The 18,054-nt window shown below is 67.0% G+C and carries 12 protein-coding genes; 9 read left to right on the top strand and 3 right to left on the bottom strand.

Annotated elements, in window-relative coordinates:
* Positions 1–34 precede the first annotated feature (34 nt).
* Positions 35–1,804 carry an ABC transporter ATP-binding protein gene (locus ABEA42_RS13100; RefSeq protein ID WP_345503927.1) on the bottom strand — a complete coding sequence of 590 codons (1,770 nt, stop codon included), beginning with the start codon at positions 1,802–1,804 and terminating at the stop codon, positions 35–37.
* A gap of 104 nt (positions 1,805–1,908) precedes the next feature.
* Here ABEA42_RS13100 and ABEA42_RS13095 point away from each other — a divergent pair, with 104 nt between their 5' ends.
* From ABEA42_RS13095 to ABEA42_RS13075, 5 genes are all read left to right on the top strand, one after another.
* Entirely contained in the window at positions 1,909–3,210 is a 1,302-nt protein-coding gene (locus ABEA42_RS13095; RefSeq protein WP_345503925.1) for a YncE family protein, read from the top strand.
* 4 nt (positions 3,211–3,214) lie between these two features.
* On the top strand, positions 3,215–4,015 hold the full coding sequence (locus ABEA42_RS13090) for an SURF1 family protein (protein ID WP_345503923.1): 801 nt from the start codon (positions 3,215–3,217) through the stop codon (positions 4,013–4,015).
* Positions 4,012–4,359, top strand: coding sequence for a DUF3817 domain-containing protein (locus tag ABEA42_RS13085; RefSeq protein ID WP_345503921.1), 348 nt, complete (start codon positions 4,012–4,014; stop codon positions 4,357–4,359). The genes ABEA42_RS13090 and ABEA42_RS13085 overlap by 4 nt, the downstream gene beginning before the upstream one ends.
* A gap of 106 nt (positions 4,360–4,465) precedes the next feature.
* Positions 4,466–6,052, top strand: a complete 1,587-nt coding sequence (guaA, locus tag ABEA42_RS13080; RefSeq protein ID WP_425572081.1) for a glutamine-hydrolyzing GMP synthase — start codon at positions 4,466–4,468, stop codon at positions 6,050–6,052.
* 7 nt (positions 6,053–6,059) lie between these two features.
* Complete coding sequence (locus ABEA42_RS13075) at positions 6,060–6,794, top strand: lysophospholipid acyltransferase family protein (protein WP_345503920.1); 735 nt, start codon at positions 6,060–6,062, stop codon at positions 6,792–6,794.
* 96 nt (positions 6,795–6,890) lie between these two features.
* Here ABEA42_RS13075 and ABEA42_RS13070 read toward each other — a convergent pair whose 3' ends face one another.
* Together ABEA42_RS13070 and ABEA42_RS13065 are read right to left on the bottom strand one after the other, a co-directional pair.
* Positions 6,891–9,236: an AAA family ATPase gene (locus ABEA42_RS13070; protein ID WP_345503919.1), complete on the bottom strand. Its 2,346-nt coding sequence runs from the start codon at positions 9,234–9,236 to the stop codon at positions 6,891–6,893.
* Between the two features lie 193 nt (positions 9,237–9,429).
* Positions 9,430–10,311 (bottom strand): DUF6308 family protein, encoded by an 882-nt coding sequence (locus tag ABEA42_RS13065; RefSeq protein ID WP_345503918.1) that lies wholly within the window; start codon positions 10,309–10,311, stop codon positions 9,430–9,432.
* A gap of 222 nt (positions 10,312–10,533) precedes the next feature.
* Between ABEA42_RS13065 and ABEA42_RS13060 the strand changes: the two genes are divergently transcribed.
* The 4 genes from ABEA42_RS13060 to ABEA42_RS13045 all read left to right on the top strand — a co-directional run bounded on the left by ABEA42_RS13060 (position 10,534) and on the right by ABEA42_RS13045 (position 17,768).
* A complete protein-coding gene (locus ABEA42_RS13060) occupies positions 10,534–11,808 on the top strand; it encodes a hypothetical protein (RefSeq protein WP_345503917.1) in 1,275 nt (424 codons plus the stop codon).
* A 314-nt stretch (positions 11,809–12,122) separates the two neighbouring features.
* Positions 12,123–13,205 carry a DUF4041 domain-containing protein gene (locus ABEA42_RS13055; protein ID WP_345503915.1) on the top strand — a complete coding sequence of 361 codons (1,083 nt, stop codon included), beginning with the start codon at positions 12,123–12,125 and terminating at the stop codon, positions 13,203–13,205.
* Positions 13,206–13,491: 286 nt separating this feature from the next.
* The gene (locus ABEA42_RS13050) at positions 13,492–14,352 is read left to right on the top strand and encodes a hypothetical protein (RefSeq protein WP_345503913.1); all 861 of its coding nucleotides are present in this window, start codon (positions 13,492–13,494) and stop codon (positions 14,350–14,352) included.
* 572 nt (positions 14,353–14,924) lie between these two features.
* Positions 14,925–17,768 (top strand): hypothetical protein, encoded by a 2,844-nt coding sequence (locus ABEA42_RS13045; RefSeq protein WP_345503912.1) that lies wholly within the window; start codon positions 14,925–14,927, stop codon positions 17,766–17,768.
* Positions 17,769–18,054 lie beyond the last annotated feature (286 nt).

Raw genomic sequence — 18,054 nt, 5'->3', positions numbered from 1 at the left:
GCGACGGGCAGCGTCCGCCGGGTGGGGTCGGTGTTCACGTCTCGTCCTCCTCTGCGCGCAGTACGACGTGGCGGTAGCCGGGGTGGTGGTCGACGAGGTCGCGGTGCGTACCCCGGGCGGTGGCCAGGCCGTCCTCGATGAGCACGACCTCGTCGGCGCGACCGAGCAGCAGCGGGCTGACCGTCGTGACGACGGTGGTCCGGCCGCGGCGGTGGGCCGCGAGTCGGTCGGCGACCCGGGCCTCGGTGTGCGCGTCGACGGCACTGGTGGGCTCGACCAGGACGAGGACCGGGGCGTCCGTGAGCAGCGCCCGCGCGAGGGCGAGCCGCTGGCGCTGGCCGCCGGAGTAGGAGCGTCCGCGCTCCTCGACCGTGCCGTCGAGCCCTCCCGGGAGGGCGTCCAGCACGTCGAGGGCACTGGCCGTCTCGAGGGCGGCAAGTACCCGCGCGTCGCCCGTCACGTCGTCGGCCGCGTCGGTGGTGCCAGTGCCCGGGCCGAAGTCCTCGGCGACGCTGCCCAGCAGCTGGTCGCGCAGCACGCCGGTGAACAGCCTCGGGTCGGGCTCGCTCACCACGACGTGGCGTCGCACCTCGCGCACCGGCAGGTCGTCGAGCCGCGTACCGCCCCACGTGGTCTGGTGCGGGCCGGGGCCGTGACGGCCGAGCCGGTCGGCAACCGCAGCCGACTCCTCGGGCCGCGCGGACACGAGCGCAGTGAGGCGCCCACCGCGCACGATGGTGCCGGACAGGGGGTCGACGAGGTCCGCGTCGTGGTCCGGCAGCGGCGCCGAGGCGGGCCGGGACTCGTCGTGGTCGGGCGGGACCGCCATGACGCGCAGGACCTTGCCAGCCGCGATGTGCGCACGGATGCCGCGGTCCACGATCTCGATGGCGGTCTGCAGGGGCATGGTGAGGAAGGCCGTGTAGCCGTAGAACGCGACGAGCTGGCCCGCGCTCAGCTTCCCGTCGACGGCCTGCCGGGCTCCGAGCCACGTCACGAGCACCACGAAGATGCCGGGCAGCAGGACCTGCGCCGAGTCGAGGGCGGCCTGGATGCCTGCCACGTGGACACCGCGGCGGCGCACCCGCTGCGACTGCTCCTCGTAACGGCGCAGGAACGTCTGCTCGCCACCGATGCCGCGAAGCACCCGCAGGCCGGCGACGGTGTCCGCACCCAGGGTGGTCAGGCGACCGGCCTCCTCGCGCTGGAGGGCCTGGCGGCGCTGGAGCGGGCGCACGATGAGGGTGAGGCCGGCGAGCATGACCGGGCCGCCGCCGAGCACGAGCAGCCCGAGCGGTGGCGACGCGGCGAGCAGGATCGCGCCCACGACGACGTAGCTGACGACCGCCCCGGCGAACCGGCCCATGGCGTCGTACACACCACCGAGGCGCATGACGTCGTTGGCGAAGACGGTGACGACCTCACCCGAGGGCATCACACGGGTCAGCGCAGGCCCGGACCGCTCGACGCCCTCGGCGGCGAGCTGGGCGCCGCGGTAGGACGCGTAGAGCCAGTTGTGGACCGCGAAGAAGTGGCGGGCCGCGGCGGTGCCGGCGGTGACGGCGCCCAGGCCGAGCAGCACGAGCGACCAGCGGACCAGGCCCGCCACGTCACCGGGGACGATGCCCTCGTCGACGCCCCGGCCGAGGGCCGCGGGGATGAGGGCGAGCGACACCATCCAGACCATCCCGGTGAGCATGCCCAGCACCTGGGTGCGCCACTGCTCCCGGGCGACCCACACCATGAAGCGCAGCGTGCTGCGGGTGTCGGGGCGGCCGGGGTCCGGGAACGGGATCTCGCGCATCAGGGTGTCCACCGTATGGCCCGGCCGGGCGCTGTAGACACTGGTTTTCCCGCGGGCGGTGCGCCTGCGGGGGAGCGGTGCCGGCGGCTGCCTACCATGACGACGTGTCAGGTCCGACGCCCACGCGCAAGGCCCGCCTGGGGGCCAGGTTCGTGCGGCGACGCATCACGGCGGGCGCCGCAGCGGTGGGGCTGCTGGCCCTCGTCTCCTTCGGGGTGAGCCGGGTGGCCGGTCTCGTCGGCGGCGACCGGGCCGACGCGGCCTCCTCACGGACCTCGCTGCCGGTCGCCGTGCGGACCACCGCCGCGGCGGCCCGCGACGCGAGGCCGCTGGTCCGGGCTCCCCGGCCCAGCCCCACGGTGGCCCAGGGGGCCGTCGGTGCCAGTTCGGCCGAGACGGCGCTGGTCCGCACGATGCGCCTCACCGGCGACCTGACCCCGAAGTCGGTCGTCGCGTCGCCCGCCGGGGTCGTGGTGGCGCAGAACATGATGTACCGCCACTCGGTGTCGGCGTTCCGCGCCGACGGCGCCCTCCTGGCGACGATCGACGACTCCGTCGACCTCGGGGCGTTCGGCATCAAGGGCCACCCCGGCACGACCAGGGGCGCGCCGGTCGAGGCGGCCTTCACGCGCGACGGGCGGCACGCCTGGGTGTCCAACTACTCGATGTACGGCGCCGGGTACGGTCCCGAGGGGCTGGACAGCTGCAGGGCGGGCGACGGCACCTCGACGAGCACCGTCTACCGCGTCGACACCAGCACCTTCGCCATCGACCGGGTGGTCGAGGTCGGCGCGGTGCCGAAGTACGTCGCCGTGACCCCGGACGACCGGACCGTGCTCGTCACCAACTGGTGCAGCTGGGACCTGTCGGTCATCGACGTGGCGAGCAACCGCCAGGTCGCCCGGATCCCGCTCGGCGGCACCTACCCGCGCGGCATCGTCGTCTCCCCGGACAGCCGGACCGCGTACGTCGCCCTCATGGGTTCCGACCGCATCGTCACCGTCGACCTGCGCACCCGGGCGGTGCGCCCCTTCGCCACCACCGGCGACGGCCCGCGGCACATCGTCCTGAGCCCCGACGCGCGGTACCTCTACGTCACCAACAACGGGTCCGGCACCGTGAGCAAGCTCGAGCGCGCGACCGGCAGGGTGCTCGCGACGACCCACGTCGGGACGCAGCCGCGCTCGCTGGCCATCGCGCGTGACGGGAAGGCCCTGTACTCGGTGAACTACGAGTCGTCGTCGGTGAGCAAGCTCCGCACGTCGGACCTCACGGTCATGCAGACGGTGCCGACCGACCAGCACCCGATCGGCATCACCTACGAGCCGACGCGCAAGGCCGTGTGGGTCGCCTGCTACGGCGGGAGCATCCTCGTCTTCGACGACTCGAGGCGTCCCGTAGCCTGATCAGGTGCTGCGAACCGCCCTCAAGCCTCGCTGGCTGGGCCTGTTCGCCCTGCTGGTGCTCCTGGTCGTGACGTTCGTGCAGCTCGGGTTCTGGCAGCTCCACGTGGCCCAGGACAAGGGCCTCGCCGACGCGCTGCGCCACGCGCGCGACGCACGGCCCACCGCCATCGACACGGTCGTCGGGCCGCACCAGAAGTTCCCCAACCCGCAGTCCAACCGTGCGGTCACCGCCGTCGGCACGTACGTCGCGGCCGAGCAGTTCCTCGTGGGTCCCCGCCGCCTCGACGGGCGCACCGGCTGGTGGGTCGTCACCCCGGTGGTCGTCGAGGAGACCGGTGCCCGGCTGCCCGTCGTGCGGGGGTTCGTGACCGACCCCGCCGCCGCGGCCGCTGTGCCGTCGGGGCGGGTGGAGGTCGACGGCACCCTGGCCCCGGGGGAGTCGCCTGCTGCGGCGCCAGCCGGCACGGCCGCCCGCGCCGGAGGCCTCGAGGTGCTCGGCTCGCTCGACCTGTCGATCCTCGTCAACCGGTGGCCCGGCGACCTCTACAACGCCTTCGTCTTCGCCCAGGGCGAGCGCACGCCCACCGGTGCCGGGGTGCCCGCGACGCCGGGGGTCGAGCACGTGCCCCCACCGGAGGTGACCGGCGGCCTGAAGTGGCGCAACGCGACGTACGCGCTGCAGTGGTGGGTCTTCGCCGGCTTCGCCGTGTTCATGTGGTTCAGGATGGTGCGCGATGATGCGCACCGGGAGCGAGAGGCCCGCGACGAGCGCGAGCCCACCCGAGTCGAGGAGAGCACCGCGTGAGCGACACCGTGGGTCAGGTCAAGGACGTCGAGGCCGCCGCGAAGGCGCTGAGGTTCTTCAAGGTGATGGCCTTCGTCGTCGGTGTCGGGCTGCTGCTGCTCGTCCTCGAGATCGTGCTGCACTACGGCTTCAGCAACGACGCGCTGTCCTGGTGGCCGCAGCCGCACGGGTTCATCTACATGGTCTACCTCGTGGCGACGGCCAACCTGGGGTTCAAGATGGGTTGGTCGCTGGGACGCATGGTGCTGGTGATGCTGGCCGGCGTGGTGCCGTTCCTGTCGTTCTGGGCCGAGCGCAAGGTCGCGGCCGAGGTCGAGGGTCAGCTGTCCACCGCCCGCCGGTAGCCTTGCCACCGTGAGCGACACCCCCGCCGGCGACACCGCAGACACCTCCACCGACATCACCCAGGCCCAGGACGACGACCGCGTCGAGGCGCCCGACGGCGACCGCGTGGAGGTGCCCGCGACCCCGTTGCAGGCCAAGCCCGTGCTCGTCGTCGACTTCGGCGCGCAGTACGCCCAGCTCATCGCGCGGCGCGTCCGCGAGGCGAACATCTACAGCGAGGTCGTCCCGCACACCATGGCGGTCGACGAGATGCTCGCCAAGGAGCCGGCCGCGATCGTGCTCTCGGGTGGGCCGTCCTCGGTGTACGCCGAGGGTGCCCCGTCGCTCGACCCGGCCGTGCTCGAGGCAGGCGTGCCGGTCTTCGGCATGTGCTACGGCTTCCAGGCCATGGCGCAGGCGCTCGGCGGCACCGTCGCGCACACCGGGCTGGGGGAGTACGGCTCGACGCCGGCCTCCATCTCCGACTCGGTGTCGACGCTGTTCAACGGCCAGCCCGGTGACCAGTCGGTGTGGATGAGCCACGGCGACTCCGTCACCGAGGCGCCGTCCGGGATGCGGGTCACCGCGTCGACCGCCGGTGCGCCCGTCGCGGCGTTCGAGGACGACGAGCGCCACCTGTACGGCGTGCAGTGGCACCCCGAGGTCATGCACTCGACCTTCGGCCAGCGGGTGCTCGAGAACTTCCTCTACAAGGGGGCCGGGCTCTCCGGCGACTGGACCGCCGCGAACGTCGTGGACGAGCTCGTCGGCGCGATCCGCGACAAGGTCGGCGACTCGCGCGTCCTGTGCGCCCTGTCCGGTGGCGTCGACTCCTCCGTGGCGGCCGCCCTGGTGCAGAAGGCCGTCGGCGACCAGCTCACCTGTGTCTTCGTCGACCACGGCCTGCTGCGCAGCGGCGAGGCCGAGCAGGTCGAGAAGGAGTTCGTCGCGGCGACCGGTGTCGACCTCGTCGTGGTCGACGCGCGCGAGCGGTTCCTCTCCGCGCTCGCCGGGGTGTCCGATCCCGAGGAGAAGCGCAAGATCATCGGGCGCGAGTTCATCCGCGTCTTCGAGCAGGCCGCGCGCGACGTCGTCGGCTCGCGGGGCGACTCCGACCACCCCGTGGAGTTCCTCGTCCAGGGCACGCTCTACCCGGACGTGGTCGAGTCCGGTGGCGGCACCGGTGCGGCCAACATCAAGTCGCACCACAACGTCGGCGGCCTCCCGGACGACCTGCAGTTCAAGCTCGTCGAGCCGCTGCGGTCACTGTTCAAGGACGAGGTCCGCCAGGTCGGCCTCGAGCTCGGCGTGCCCGAGGCGATCGTGTGGCGCCAGCCGTTCCCGGGCCCCGGCCTCGGCATCCGGATCGTGGGGTCGGTGACTGCCGAACGGCTCGAGATCCTGCGAGCTGCCGACAAGATCGCCCGCGAGGAGCTCACCGCCGCGGGTCTCGACCGCGACATCTGGCAGTGCCCGGTGGTCCTGCTCGCCGACGTGCGCTCGGTCGGCGTCCAGGGCGACGGCCGCACCTACGGCCACCCCGTGGTCCTGCGCCCGGTCTCGTCCGAGGACGCCATGACCGCCGACTGGACGCGCGTGCCGTACGACGTGCTCGCCAAGATCTCCACGCGCATCACCAACGAGGTGCGCGAGGTCAACCGCGTCGTGCTCGACGTGACCAGCAAGCCGCCGGGCACCATCGAGTGGGAGTGACGACGGCGTGCGATTGAGGGGTGACGCCCTCGCGGCGCTGGAGGACAAGGCGAGCCGTGCGGTCATGCGGCACGTCCTCATCGGCCCCCCGCTGAAGCTGTTCACCGGGCTGCACGTCGAGGGGCGCGAGAACGTCCCGCGCGAGGGTGCGCTGATCGTCGCCTCCAACCACCTGTCGTTCATCGACTCGATCGTCATCCCGCTCGCCGCCAAGCGACAGGTGCACTTCCTCGGCAAGGCCGAGTACTTCCAGGGGCACGGCCTGCGCGGTGCCGCTGTTCGGTGGTTTCACTCGACTGCCGGGACGATCCCCGTCGACCGGTCGGACCCGCGTGCGGCTGCCGGCTCGCTGGAGCTCGCCGAGGAGGTGCTGCGGCGAGGGGAGGGGTTCGGGGTCTACCCGGAGGGCACCCGCTCGCCGGATGGTCGCCTCCACCGCGGCCGGACCGGGGTGGCCCGTATGGCGTTGAACACCGGGGCTGTCCTGCTGCCGTGTGCGGTCACGGGCACGGACAAGGTGCAGCCGGCGGGGTCGAACGGGTTCCGGCCTGGGAAGGTGACGGTGCGGTTCGGCAAGCCTGTTGATGTCGTCGGGCTGGCTGAGCGGTACCAGAAGGCTGCGCTGCTGCGGGCCGTCACTGACGCGACGATGGACGCGATTGCTGAGCTGTCTGGGCAGGAGCGGTCCGGGCAGTATGCGTCCGACGTCAAGGCCGCGATGGGGTCTCAGGCTCAGGAGTAGTCCGGTCGGTGCTCACCCGACGTCGCTCATTCCGCCCAGGGTGACGCAACTGATCACTTGTACTCGCTGTCGAACTCCAGCGCCAACGTCGACGGGCTACGAGCCCTGCACAGCCTGCACACCCCCGTATGGGAGGGCTTCGAGCCGTTCCCTGAACTCGTCGTAGTTCTCAAGGATTGCGCCGGGCTCGGCAGCCAGGTCGAAGTCCTTGCGGATGAGCCGCATGTCCTTGCGGACCCGCTCGGTTTCGTCAGTGACCTCGGTCAACTGGTGCTCGATGTCTTCGAGCAAGCCCTCGACGTCACGGCGCAGCGCCGATGTCGGGTGGTCGCGCAAGAACGAATCCTTGTACCGGTTCAGGGTCCTACGGACACGCTCGCGGCCGTTCGAGCGAACGGCCTGGCGCTGGGCTCTATCGATACGGGTGAACAACTGCTCGAAGTTTCCGATCGTGACCGCCCGCAGGTCCTTATCCGCTTCGTGCTCCAGGCAGTGCAGGACCGCCCGGGCGAACCCAACTTTGTCGAGCCGCAGCGTTGTCCCGGCTGCCTTGCAAGCAGCTTCGGCGGCCTTGAACACCTTCTGGCCTGCCGCGACAGGCACCGCCGTCACGGTCGTCGCAATCTGCGCGGCATCTTCGGGAGACAGCACCTCGGTGGCGTAGTGCCGAATCGCCAAGAGGACCAGATCGATCGGGATGAGGTCTTCGATCTCGCGGACCGCATCGGTCGCGACGGTCACGTCAGCTACGTCGATGTCGCTGGATTGGATCACGAACTCGTCGTCGACATACTTCTTGTCTCGGTAGCCCTTCTTCAGTTCTGTGCGAATGCCGTCGGCCTCGCGATCTCCGTCGAGCAGGACCACTACGGCCGGGGTGTCGACGTCGCGACCCCGCGCCAGGTAGACCATGTACGGGATGTGCTCGGCCGAGCCGGACGGGACCAGTGACAGGCTGTTCAGGTTCAGCGTCGCTCCCTTGCTCTCGGAGCGACGGGCTAGCGAACTGACGCCCGCGAGGAGGACCTGGTCCGCCTGACCTTCGAGCATCAGGTTGCAGTTGCTGATGAACGTGGTCTCCGCAACAAACGCACCGAAGGCGGAACGGAGTGGCTCGTAGTGGTTGCGGCCCGCGTTCGCGACCAGACGGGTCCCTTCCTCGCCGTCACCCTTCTCCAAGACCCGGATCCGCTCACTGTGGTTCTTGTCGATCAGGAACGGCGAGTGCGTCACGTAGACAACCTGGATCGGCCGAACCAACTTGTCCTCAGGTTCGGCAAACGAATCGAAGATCCGCAGCAAATCCTGCTGCCCGAGCATCGACAAGTAAGCGTCCGGCTCGTCCATCAGCAGGATCTCCTGGCCGCCGGTCGGAACGTGAGAGAGGTACTGGACGAAGTACGACAGGAAGTAGCTCATCCCGCCGCTGCGCTCGCTGAACGCGTACTCGCTACCTGTGCGGTCGCGGACCGTGAAGACCAGGTCGAAATCGCGCAGGGTCAGCGCCAACGAGAACTCGGAGTCCTGTGACCACCACTTGGGGAAGTTCAGCGCCTTGGCGAGGTCCTCGTTCATCCTCTTGACGATGCCGTTGGCGTACCCATCGTGGTTGCGGACCGCCGTCTTCAGTTGCTCGAAGGCGTCCTTGCCAATCCCTGCGACCTGGACCAGCAACTTCTCGGCGAGCTCCAAGCGCTGCATCAAGTGTTCGTCGTCGATTTCGTCGACCGCATTGAACGCCGTGTAGTCCTCAATGAGCTGAGGCGCCGCCTTGTCGATCGTCTCCTTGCTGCCGAACCAGTCCGGGTTCGTCACCATGTTCTCGATCCAGCGCAACATCTTTGCGCGCGGACGCGCCTTCTTCGCCTTGTCCGTGGCAGTGAGATAGGCGAGCGGGACGCTGTCTGGCAGGGGCGTGTTCGCGTCGATCAGGAAGAAGGTGGGCAGACCCAGTGACTTGATGTCAGCGGCCTTGACCTTCACCTCACTCCAGTCCTTCCCGTTCTTCACGTATAGGACGGTCCCGGTATTCATCCGGAAGAAGTGAAAGGTTTCGACCTTTACCGAATCGCCAAGGCTGGCGATCGACCGAACAGCAGCAACCTGCTCCTTGCTGAGGTCGGTGAACTCGCCCCCGAACTCAGGCTTCTTCATTTCACCGCCGACGGTGAAGAACTGCGAGTAACGACAGAAGTCGCGGCGCTCGATGTTCTCGCCCGTGAGCAAGCACTTGATCGCGCCGAGCAGCTGGCTTTTCCCGGACTCGTTCGCGCCAACGACCGTCGTGATCCCTGATTCCATCGACACGCGCACGAAAGGATAAAACAACCCGGACTCGGGCAGCCTGTCCCACTCATCGGGGACGGCCTTCGGGTGGCTCTTGCGCAGGTAGTCGTAGTTGAACGACTTGTAGAACCGAACATAAAGGGTCTTGATCTTCATGGGGAGGCTCCTGCTTGCCGTCGTTGCCAGGTCGACGAGGGAATCTTGCGTGCTACCCGATATCGACGCGTGCGAACGTGTGTTCGCATCAGGACACTCTACGGCGCCGGGCAGACAGTTGGGTTTGCAATACGAACCGGTGACGCCCCATCAGGTGCGTCTATCCGCCGCCGATGGCGCCGCAATGGTGGCGTCAGCGGCGGGTGGACCTAGGACTAGAGCAGTAGTCGAGGTTCTTGCCGTCGCGTCGTGCGATGACATCGAGAACACGTAGCGGGCTTACCGTCTCTTGGACGCCAGCCTCGTCGCGCAGCGCCAACAGGCGGTGGTGGAGTGCCTGTTCATCCGCTCGCAGGGCGGTGTTCAAGGGCGCCCAGTGCGACTTCTCGAGCCCCATGACTTGCCGAAGTACCTTGTCGTAGATCGGCACCCCCTGAACCGTGACCACATAAGCGTCGTGGTCGGAAAGACGCTTGCCCTCGAAGGCGGCCGCGATGCGTTCCGCTGACCCGACTACGGCTCCAATCGGCAGGGCGATGTGGTCGATGGACAGTAGTCCGTTAATGCGGTGCGGAAGAAACTCGGTGGGCACCTGGAGGTCGAGCCGGTCGATCGCCTCTTCAAGGTGGGCCCGCCCCGCGCGGCTGCCTGCGTACTCCGGCCCGTGCAAGGCGTGGTTCCAGTCGCCACCCCATACCACCGGACCCTGGAGTGACTCGATGACGGAGCCGACGGCGGCGCGAGTCTTCTCCTCATGTCGAGTGCCGATCCAAGGGTGTCGGTCCCGGCATGAGCGCCACGGCAGGACCGTACTGACGAACGTCGAGGCGCCCACACGGACGGACGCACTGGCTGGGTGCGGATCATCCAACGGCTCGAACCGATGATGGCTCACGATCGCAGCCCAATGGCGTCGCGCCGCCATGAGCTCCCGTCCCATGTGACGCCGCATGCCCGGCAGCTCCACCCGGTCGCTGACTTCGGTGAGCAACCACAGATCGCACTCTTGCCCGGTCATGAGCCGCTCGTGATCGGGGGACCACCGGCCCGCCAAATTCCATGTCCCGATCCGCACGACGGCAGTGTGGCATCTCGCTGTTGAGTTCACAGCACGATCCGTGAGCACGCTTAGCCGTGGCGCTCCCCCTTCGCGCGGCGACGCCCGAAGGGGGAGTGCACCAGCCGACAGTTGGGCTCACCGATCGGACAACCATTTCGGTGGTTTCGGCATTGTTTGTCGGACGGTGCGTCTACGGTGCTGAGGGTCCTTATTCGTCGTATTGAGAGGGTGCGGGTCGTGGCCAAGCGAGGGTTCTTCGCGGAGATGAACTATCAGGCGCAGCAGGCCGAGAAGCGTCGTCGGCAACAGGAGGCACAGGCCGTTCGTGCCCACAACGCCGCAGTTCGCGAGGCCGATCGCGCGCAGAAGGCAGCTCAGCGGGCCCGCGCTGCGGCCGCGCGAGCGTCCGAGTCAGAGCGCAAGGCCGCGGAGAAGGAGGCGACGCGCTTGCATGTCGAGGCAAGGGCTGCCGAAGTCGAGGCCATGAACAGCGACTTGGCCGCCACGTACGAGGAGATCGACTCACTGCTTGCTTGGACGTTGGAGTTCGACGACTACGTCGACCTAGAGGCGTTGAAGGTGACTGCGGAACACCCGCCATTCTCGCCCGGCAGCATCGGTCATCCGATTCCAGCTGTGCCTGAACTGGTCTACCCGCCGCAACCTGGCTATATGGAGCCGCCCGCGCGCAAAGGGCTTGCCGGCGCGATCGGAGGGAAGAAGCGGCATAGCGAGCAGGTCGAGCAGGCGAAGGCTGCCCACGCACAGGCAGAGCGCGACTGGCACCAGTCAGCTTTACGCCAGCATGCCGAACACATCGAGAAGCTGTCCGCGCGAGACGCGGCCGAAGCAGAGCGGCTCGCGAAGCTAGCCGACCTGGAACAGCGCTACCAAGCCGAGTGTGCGCAGAGGGAGGCGGACGCCGCTCACAGGAACGATGAGCTCGCGAAGTTCATCAACGACCTGGCGTTCGACCTGGAGGACGCGATTGAGCAGTACGTCGGCATCGTGCTGTCCAACTCCGTGTACCCGACGGCGTTCCCCGTGGATCACGACCACAGCTTCGATCTAGCCACCCGTGAACTGACCCTGCAGGTGAACGTTCCGGAGCCCATCACGGTGCCGACGATCAAGGAGTACCGGTACGTGAAGGCCAAGGATGAGATCGCTGACAGCCAGCTCTCAAACAAGGCGCAGAAGGACAGGTACAACGCGGCTGTTTACCAAGTGGCCGTACGGAGCCTGCACGAAGTGTTTGAAGCGGATAGGGCAGCGAAGATTCAGACGGTGGCGCTGACTGTAGGGGTGAACCGCATTGCTCCGGCCACTGGTCTGCCCGAGCACGTGCCGCTGGTGGTGGTGGCCGCCGACAGGCAGACTTTTAGTTCCTTCGATCTGGCCAACGTTGTCCCCTCCGCCACGTTGGAACACCTGGGGGCCGCGATCTCAAAGTCGCCGTTCGACCTGGTCCCTGTCGACACCAACCGCACGGTTAGGCAGCGGAGTCGTTGATGCGGTTCAACTCGCCCCCCGGCTGGCCCCAACCACCGGCAGGGTGGGTCCCGCCTCCGGGCTGGAACCCGGACCCATCGTGGCCGCCCGTCCCCGACGGCTGGGCGCTGTGGCTGGACGACGAGACAGCCGACACCGCGAATGATACGGCCACGGCGTCCAGCGGTTCGCCAACGTCGTCCACCGGTTCCGCTGGCGCCATAGCTCACTCGTCGCGTCCTGAGCCGCGGTCATTCTCCGCGTCATCCGTACCGTCGCCAGCGACACAGGCGTCTCATTCAGCGGAGCTGCCCCCTGATGGTGCCTCGCTCCTGTTGCACCGCATAGCTGAACTCGAAGCGGCCCTGGGGCGGACAAGCGGCACTGACCTGGTCGAACTCAACGACCAACGGGTCCTGCAAGACGTCGGGATCTATCGGTACCACCACCCACTCGAGGATGCCGCCGCGTACAAGGACGCGCTCGCTGACATCAATGGTCGTGTCGATGACATCGTCAAGACCGGTAACGCCGTTCTCGCAGCCGACCTTTTCACCTTCGACGGGTCACTGGCCAAGGGGCGACGGATGGTTACTGACTTGTCGAAACTGATGCTGCGCGCGTACAACGCCGAGGCCGACAACTGTGTCCGCTCCCTCCGCGCCGGCAATATCACAACCGCGAAGAAGCGGCTCGAGAACGCCATGAAGTCCATCGAGAAGCTTGGCGTCATCATGGAGATGCGGGTAAATCCCGACTACCACCAGTTGAGAGTCGAGGAGCTCGAACTTACAGCGGACTATCAGATGAAGATCCAGGAGGAGCGGGAACGGGCTCGAGAGGAACGGGAACTGCTTCGAGAGCAACGAAGGGCGGAGCAAGAGCTGTCCGCCGAACGGGAGCGACTCGACAAGGAGAAGGCGCACTACCAAAGCGCACTGGCCCAGCTCCGAGCCAAAGGAGACGACATCGCAGCAGACGAACTCGCCTCCCGGCTCGCTGAAATAGAGCACGCCATCGAGGCCAACGACTACCGAAGTGCCAACATCCGCGCGGGCTACATTTACGTGATCTCCAACGTCGGCGCGCTTGGCCCCAACATGGTCAAGATTGGCATGACGCGGCGCCTCGAGCCGCGTGACAGAGTCCGAGAGCTCGGCGACGCGTCAGTCCCCTTCCTCTACGACACCCACGCCCTGTTTTTCTCCGACGACGCAGTCACCCTGGAGAACGAACTCCATAAGACGTTCGCGCACCGTCGAGTGAACTTCGTTAACGAACGCCGCGAGTTTTTCTTCGCCACACCGGCTGAAGTGCGCGATGTTCTGATGAAGAAGGTCGGAGGCCTCCTGGAATTCAACGAGACGCCGGAGGCCCCGGAGTACTACCAGAGCAGGGGGCGCTGGCCGCAGCCGTAGCCCTTGCCGCCCTTGCGTCGAGTCATTCCGCCGCGACAGTGATCACCGCCGAGCGGCCGCCCGCTGCGTTAGGCATAGATCTCTGTTCGAGAACCGGCTTAGCTTCCCGATCCAATCGTGTAGAAACCTCAATGGACCGCAGGACCACCCGACTCGGAGGGAGTACGCCGTCGCAATCCTGAACACTCGGCTGACTGGCTTCACATCAGCACGCAACCGTGCATACGACCTGAACATCGGATGGCCAGAGCTCTTGAGCGCCGCCGCCTCCGTCGGAGCACCTCCCATGGTGATCCTGCCCTATCGACGACCCCTCATCGAGATCGAATGGCGGATCCTCATGGTGGCCAGCAACCTGGCTATGTCCGCCGATCGGCACGGGGTCGAGTATTGGAGAAAGTCCGACGCTTTCGAGCAACTTGATCCAAGTGAGAAGGGGGCAGTGAGCTACTTCTTGGGAATGACACAAGCCCAGGTGACCTGCAGGCGACGTCTGGGCATACCTCTGCTGGCCCACCTGGACACATTGCTCAAGCTCCTCGGAACGCCACTAGTTGGCAAGCGTCCCGATTTCGTGGGCGTTGACTTCAGCGGCGTGGTCCTCCCCGTCGTTGTCGAGTCGAAAGGGCGGACCGGAGCGGTGGGACCCAAGCTCCTGACGGACGCAAAAGCCCAGGCACTCGCGTTCCCGCACGTGGCCGGTTCCCCCGCGCCGGCGGTGGTGGTTTCAGGTTCTGGCTTCCGCGCGAATGGAACGTGGACTGCACGCCTTCACGATCCGCCCGACGACCGCGCCCCTGATCTCGTGGTCTCGAGAAACGCGGTGATTGCAAGCCACTACCTCCCTCTCGTTGAGGCCGTCAGAGAGGCTCCAACCAAAGAACGTCGCGAAGGTGACTGGCACGCGGCGCTGCCAGGGATCGACGCGAACTTCATCATCCCGGACGTGGCTTTCAAGGCACTCTCCAACTACAGCCTCGGAGAGACGTACTCCGACAAGACTCTGGCGGAGGCTGGAGCAACAATCGCGAATTCTCTCGCTTCCCGCAAGGCTCAGCGTGGACAGCGGCGCTACGTGGCGAGCAACGGCGTGGGGCTGCATCTCGGGCCGTCGTGGCACGACCTGCTGGCTGCAGAGGTTCACTGAGGGCCTCAAGCACGATCTCCGAGAGGAGAGCGAGCACCCAGTTCAGAGTCACCTTATGGTCGCCAACGCGCGTCACTTCGCCGCTTCGGTGCGCTGGACGTTCGACCCGCCGTGTGGCGTACGTAGGGAGGATGCGATCACAGACCAAGCTGTCGGGCGCGGTCAGCTCGACCGTGTCTGCGTGTGTGGTTGGCAATCTCAGGTCTTGGTCGGAAATCCATGATTATGTTGGCGAAGGGCACGCCGAAAGGGCGATTGACCCGTTTAGGTCTGCCCTAGTTCGGACGAGATACGGATCGGATGAGAGAGAATATGGCCGTGCTGGCGATTTCTGCAGCGTCAGCGATGGGTAGCGCAGGCCGGGTTTCGTGGCTGGATAGGCGTCGGGCGAGAGCGACTGATGCCTCCGAAGGACCCACCGTTGCAGGGGCTCCGCGTTGACGGCCTCTCGACGTCGCTGGCCGCTACCGGGCGCTCTACCGATCTCGGCTCGGGCCGTCCAGGACGAAGACAGGTACAGGCCTGCGCCCCAATGGCAACTGGCGGCAGCCCTACGTGGCTGTCGTGTTGATGTGTTTGGCGACGTGCGCCAGGGCGCGACTGAGATTGCTTGGGCGCTGTCCTTTTCTGACGCCCATCTGGTGTTACTCCAGCTCACGGACGGCGAGGACGTGGCGGCCGCGGTCTCTTCGTTGACGAGCCTGGATTGCGCGGAGGAATTGCTCGGTCCTGCTGGTGACCTGCTCGCCACCCAGCCCCGGGTGCTGCGGGTTGTGGCAACCTGCGACGCACGCCCGCCCACCCGCCTTGACGGTGTCCCGGTGGTTGGGGCTGCGGCCCTCGCGGAGCAGCTTCAAAGGGCTGTCGATACCGACGAGGTTTGGCTCGCGCTTGCTGCCCTGGATCGTCACGAGTTGGGCTGGCTCGGCGTCGGCATAGCCCCACCCGTTGTCGAGGTCGAAGGGTGGGCTTCCTCAGTCGACACCCCAGAACGTCTCTCCGCCGTCCAGGCGACGTTACGTTCGGCTGGGCTTTCACCGACGTGGGCGTGGCCGAGTTGCCGGGATATCGACGATATGTACGAACTAATCGACCCTCAGGGTCCGCTCTACGCTGCGGTCTCTCCGGTTTCGGGACATCTCGTCATGACGAATCTGGCTGCCACGCCCGTACAAGACCGCGAGATGCAGGTCCACCTGGCGCAAGCTGTGCTGCGAGACCTCGACGCTCTCCATCAGGCCCGCCGTGCGAATACGGCGGTGAAGCGCATCTTGAGGAGGCCGCTGGCGCTGTCGATGAACTTCGATCCCCCGGCGGCGGAGGATGAGGATCCGAATGCGATCGGGGTCGGCATCGCCGGGGACGACCGTTGGGTTGCACTAGATGTTCACGCGTCGCCGCTGCGTCTTGCAGGCGGGTGGCCGCATACGCGTAGCCTCGTCGCGGGTGCGATCGCTCACCATCGAATCGGGACCCCCAGCCGATGGTCCGGCCGCGTAGCAGCCCGGCGCAAGCAACGATTCACCAGAGCCTGGACGGTGGCACCATCGTCCTTAGTCGTGGGCTGGGATTCGACCGAGCCGGCCAGTATCGCCAACGACGACGTGCCGGGGCCGGATACAGCCCCGCTTGAGGCTGCCTTGTTGAACGATGCAGCCGACGTCGAATCAGGCAGGACCGTAAAGACCTACAGCGGGACAGAGGCGCGCGCGCGGCTGAACCAGAGTCTGGTTCCCAACGTACTTGGGCGCCTCCGCGAACTTCAGGCACCTGTCGCAGGGCATGACGCCCTGGCCTGTGCCATGGGTGCACTGCAGCATGCGATGGCGTCCCAACTGAACGCGCACGCACGGCTGCCCTTCGACCTGCAAGGCCCATGGCGGCGGGAACACTTCGGGTATCACCTCGCCAGGAACTCACAAGTCTTGATGAGCAGTCGCGCAGCCGACATGCTCGTGGAGGCGACCGCGCTCGGCGACATCGATCGCCCAGGTCGCCGTGCTGACAGAATCGATCAGGCCCTTTGGCTCGCGTGCGCCACTACCGCTTTGCGGTTGGCGTTAACCTCTCAAAGCGACTTCGCCGGGCTGCGCTCAGCCGAACTAACGATTGGCCCCGAAGGCGTGGTCACCCATGGGCGCGCCACCGAACTGGACGTAGCTCAGTTCATGCAGGCCACACAGATGGTGACGGCCGCGCGCTCGCGCACCAACGAAGTCTCACCAAAGAACCATCACCCGACCGAGCCCGCCTCGCCTGTTCCACCGGGCGGCAACACGGCCGTCGAGAGTGCAGAACTGCCGTTCCAGCCGCTCCACGACCACGATGCGCCCCCGGAGTTCGTCGCCGTCCAAACGTCCATGCGCAGGGTACTCGGCACTGACATGTCCGGGATCGTTGCTGTGCTTGCCTCTGCCGCCAGCCTCCCCTGGACCCCCGATCAACCCGTCATCCGGGTCGCGCGAGCCGCGTTCATCGAGGATGTCGCGAGATGGGCGAATCTGCCGCACACCCAGATTGAGGCGGCTTGCACGCTACTGACACTGCGCACTGGGGCAGACAGGGCAGACCTGTCCCACTTTTGGAAACTGGAGTCCCGGGTCAATCGGTTGGCAACAAGACCCCTCGTTCTTCACGACGACGAACTGTGGGTGAGCCCCGCCCGCTGTAGGGGTACGCAACGCCTATTCATCAACTACCTGTCCGAGGGAAGGCTGCCTTGGCCCCGCTCGGCGCTCCAAGAGCAGGTCCGTGACAGCTTGGTCTCCGCAGCGGCGAAAATGCGGCAGGAACGCAACCGGGGCGTCGAGAAGGCCGTGCTCGCCCGCGTCGTCGACGCAGGCTGGCCCGCGCGTGCTCAGGTCCGGCCGACCCACAAGGGGTTGCCGTGGCTGCCAGGCGAGGTCGACGTGCTCACCGCTGATATGGAAGCACTGGTGGTCTGGGTTCTCGAGGTGAAGGACTTGCAGGCGGCCTTCTCCCCGGTCGAGATTGGAGAGCAGGTGGGCGCCATTCACGGCGCGCGATGGCCCCACGGCAGCCCGAATTCCAAGAAGCGGGACGAGGTACAAGTCCTAACAGCGAAGGCCGATGCGGTCCGCGCCAACATCGCCGAGGCGCTTCGATTCCTCAAGGTGAACGATCACCGACAGGTTCATGAAGGCGGTGCCGATTGGACGGTGCGCCAGGCCATCGTGAGCCCGGGACCGCTGGCCGCCGCGTTCATGGATTCGTCTGGCTGTCCGTTCCTACTGGCCGATCAGGTGCCGGACGTGCTGAGTTCCTTGCCCCCTAGCGCCACCGGGTTCGCGTGGGCCCTCCCTGGCTGGCTCCTCGAGACACACTCAGCAGCACACGCACCAGCGGCGCCTCCCTCCACTCGGCACCACACGCGCGGTCAACGGCGACAGACCTGAGCATCGTCACCGGAACGTCCCACCCCTGATGCCGGCGCCGACCCAGAGATAATTCCCGAGCCCGGCCGGAGCAAGACCACGACGCCGCGCGCCTAGGTGGGCGCGTCATTCCGCCGCCTGTCGCTACCGTCGGACACATCGAGATGCCCACCCCACTGACGCTTAGACCCGTCCCCCTTCAGCTGCCTGGCGTCTATGGCCCTACCGCATTGCGGGCAGGAGTGGTCGCGCCACCAGACTCAATCGGCATGGGTGTCCGGCTAGGCTGTGGCACTCGGAGTCGGAT

It is taken from the genome of Pedococcus ginsenosidimutans (assembly GCF_039544395.1).
GTDB classification, from domain to species: Bacteria; Actinomycetota; Actinomycetes; order Actinomycetales; family Dermatophilaceae; genus Pedococcus; species Pedococcus ginsenosidimutans.
The sequence above is the reverse complement of the archived record's forward strand: the minus strand, read 5'-3'. Positions and strand labels throughout refer to the sequence as shown.

Excerpts from the sequence above, each read along its gene's own strand:
- ABEA42_RS13100 (WP_345503927.1), bottom strand. The coding sequence starts at position 1,804 with ATGCGCGAGATCCCGTTCCCGGACCCCGGCCGCCCCGACACCCGCAGC.
- ABEA42_RS13070 (WP_345503919.1), bottom strand. The coding sequence starts at position 9,236 with ATGAAGATCAAGACCCTTTATGTTCGGTTCTACAAGTCGTTCAACTAC.
- ABEA42_RS13050 (WP_345503913.1), top strand. The coding sequence starts at position 13,492 with ATGGTGATCCTGCCCTATCGACGACCCCTCATCGAGATCGAATGGCGG.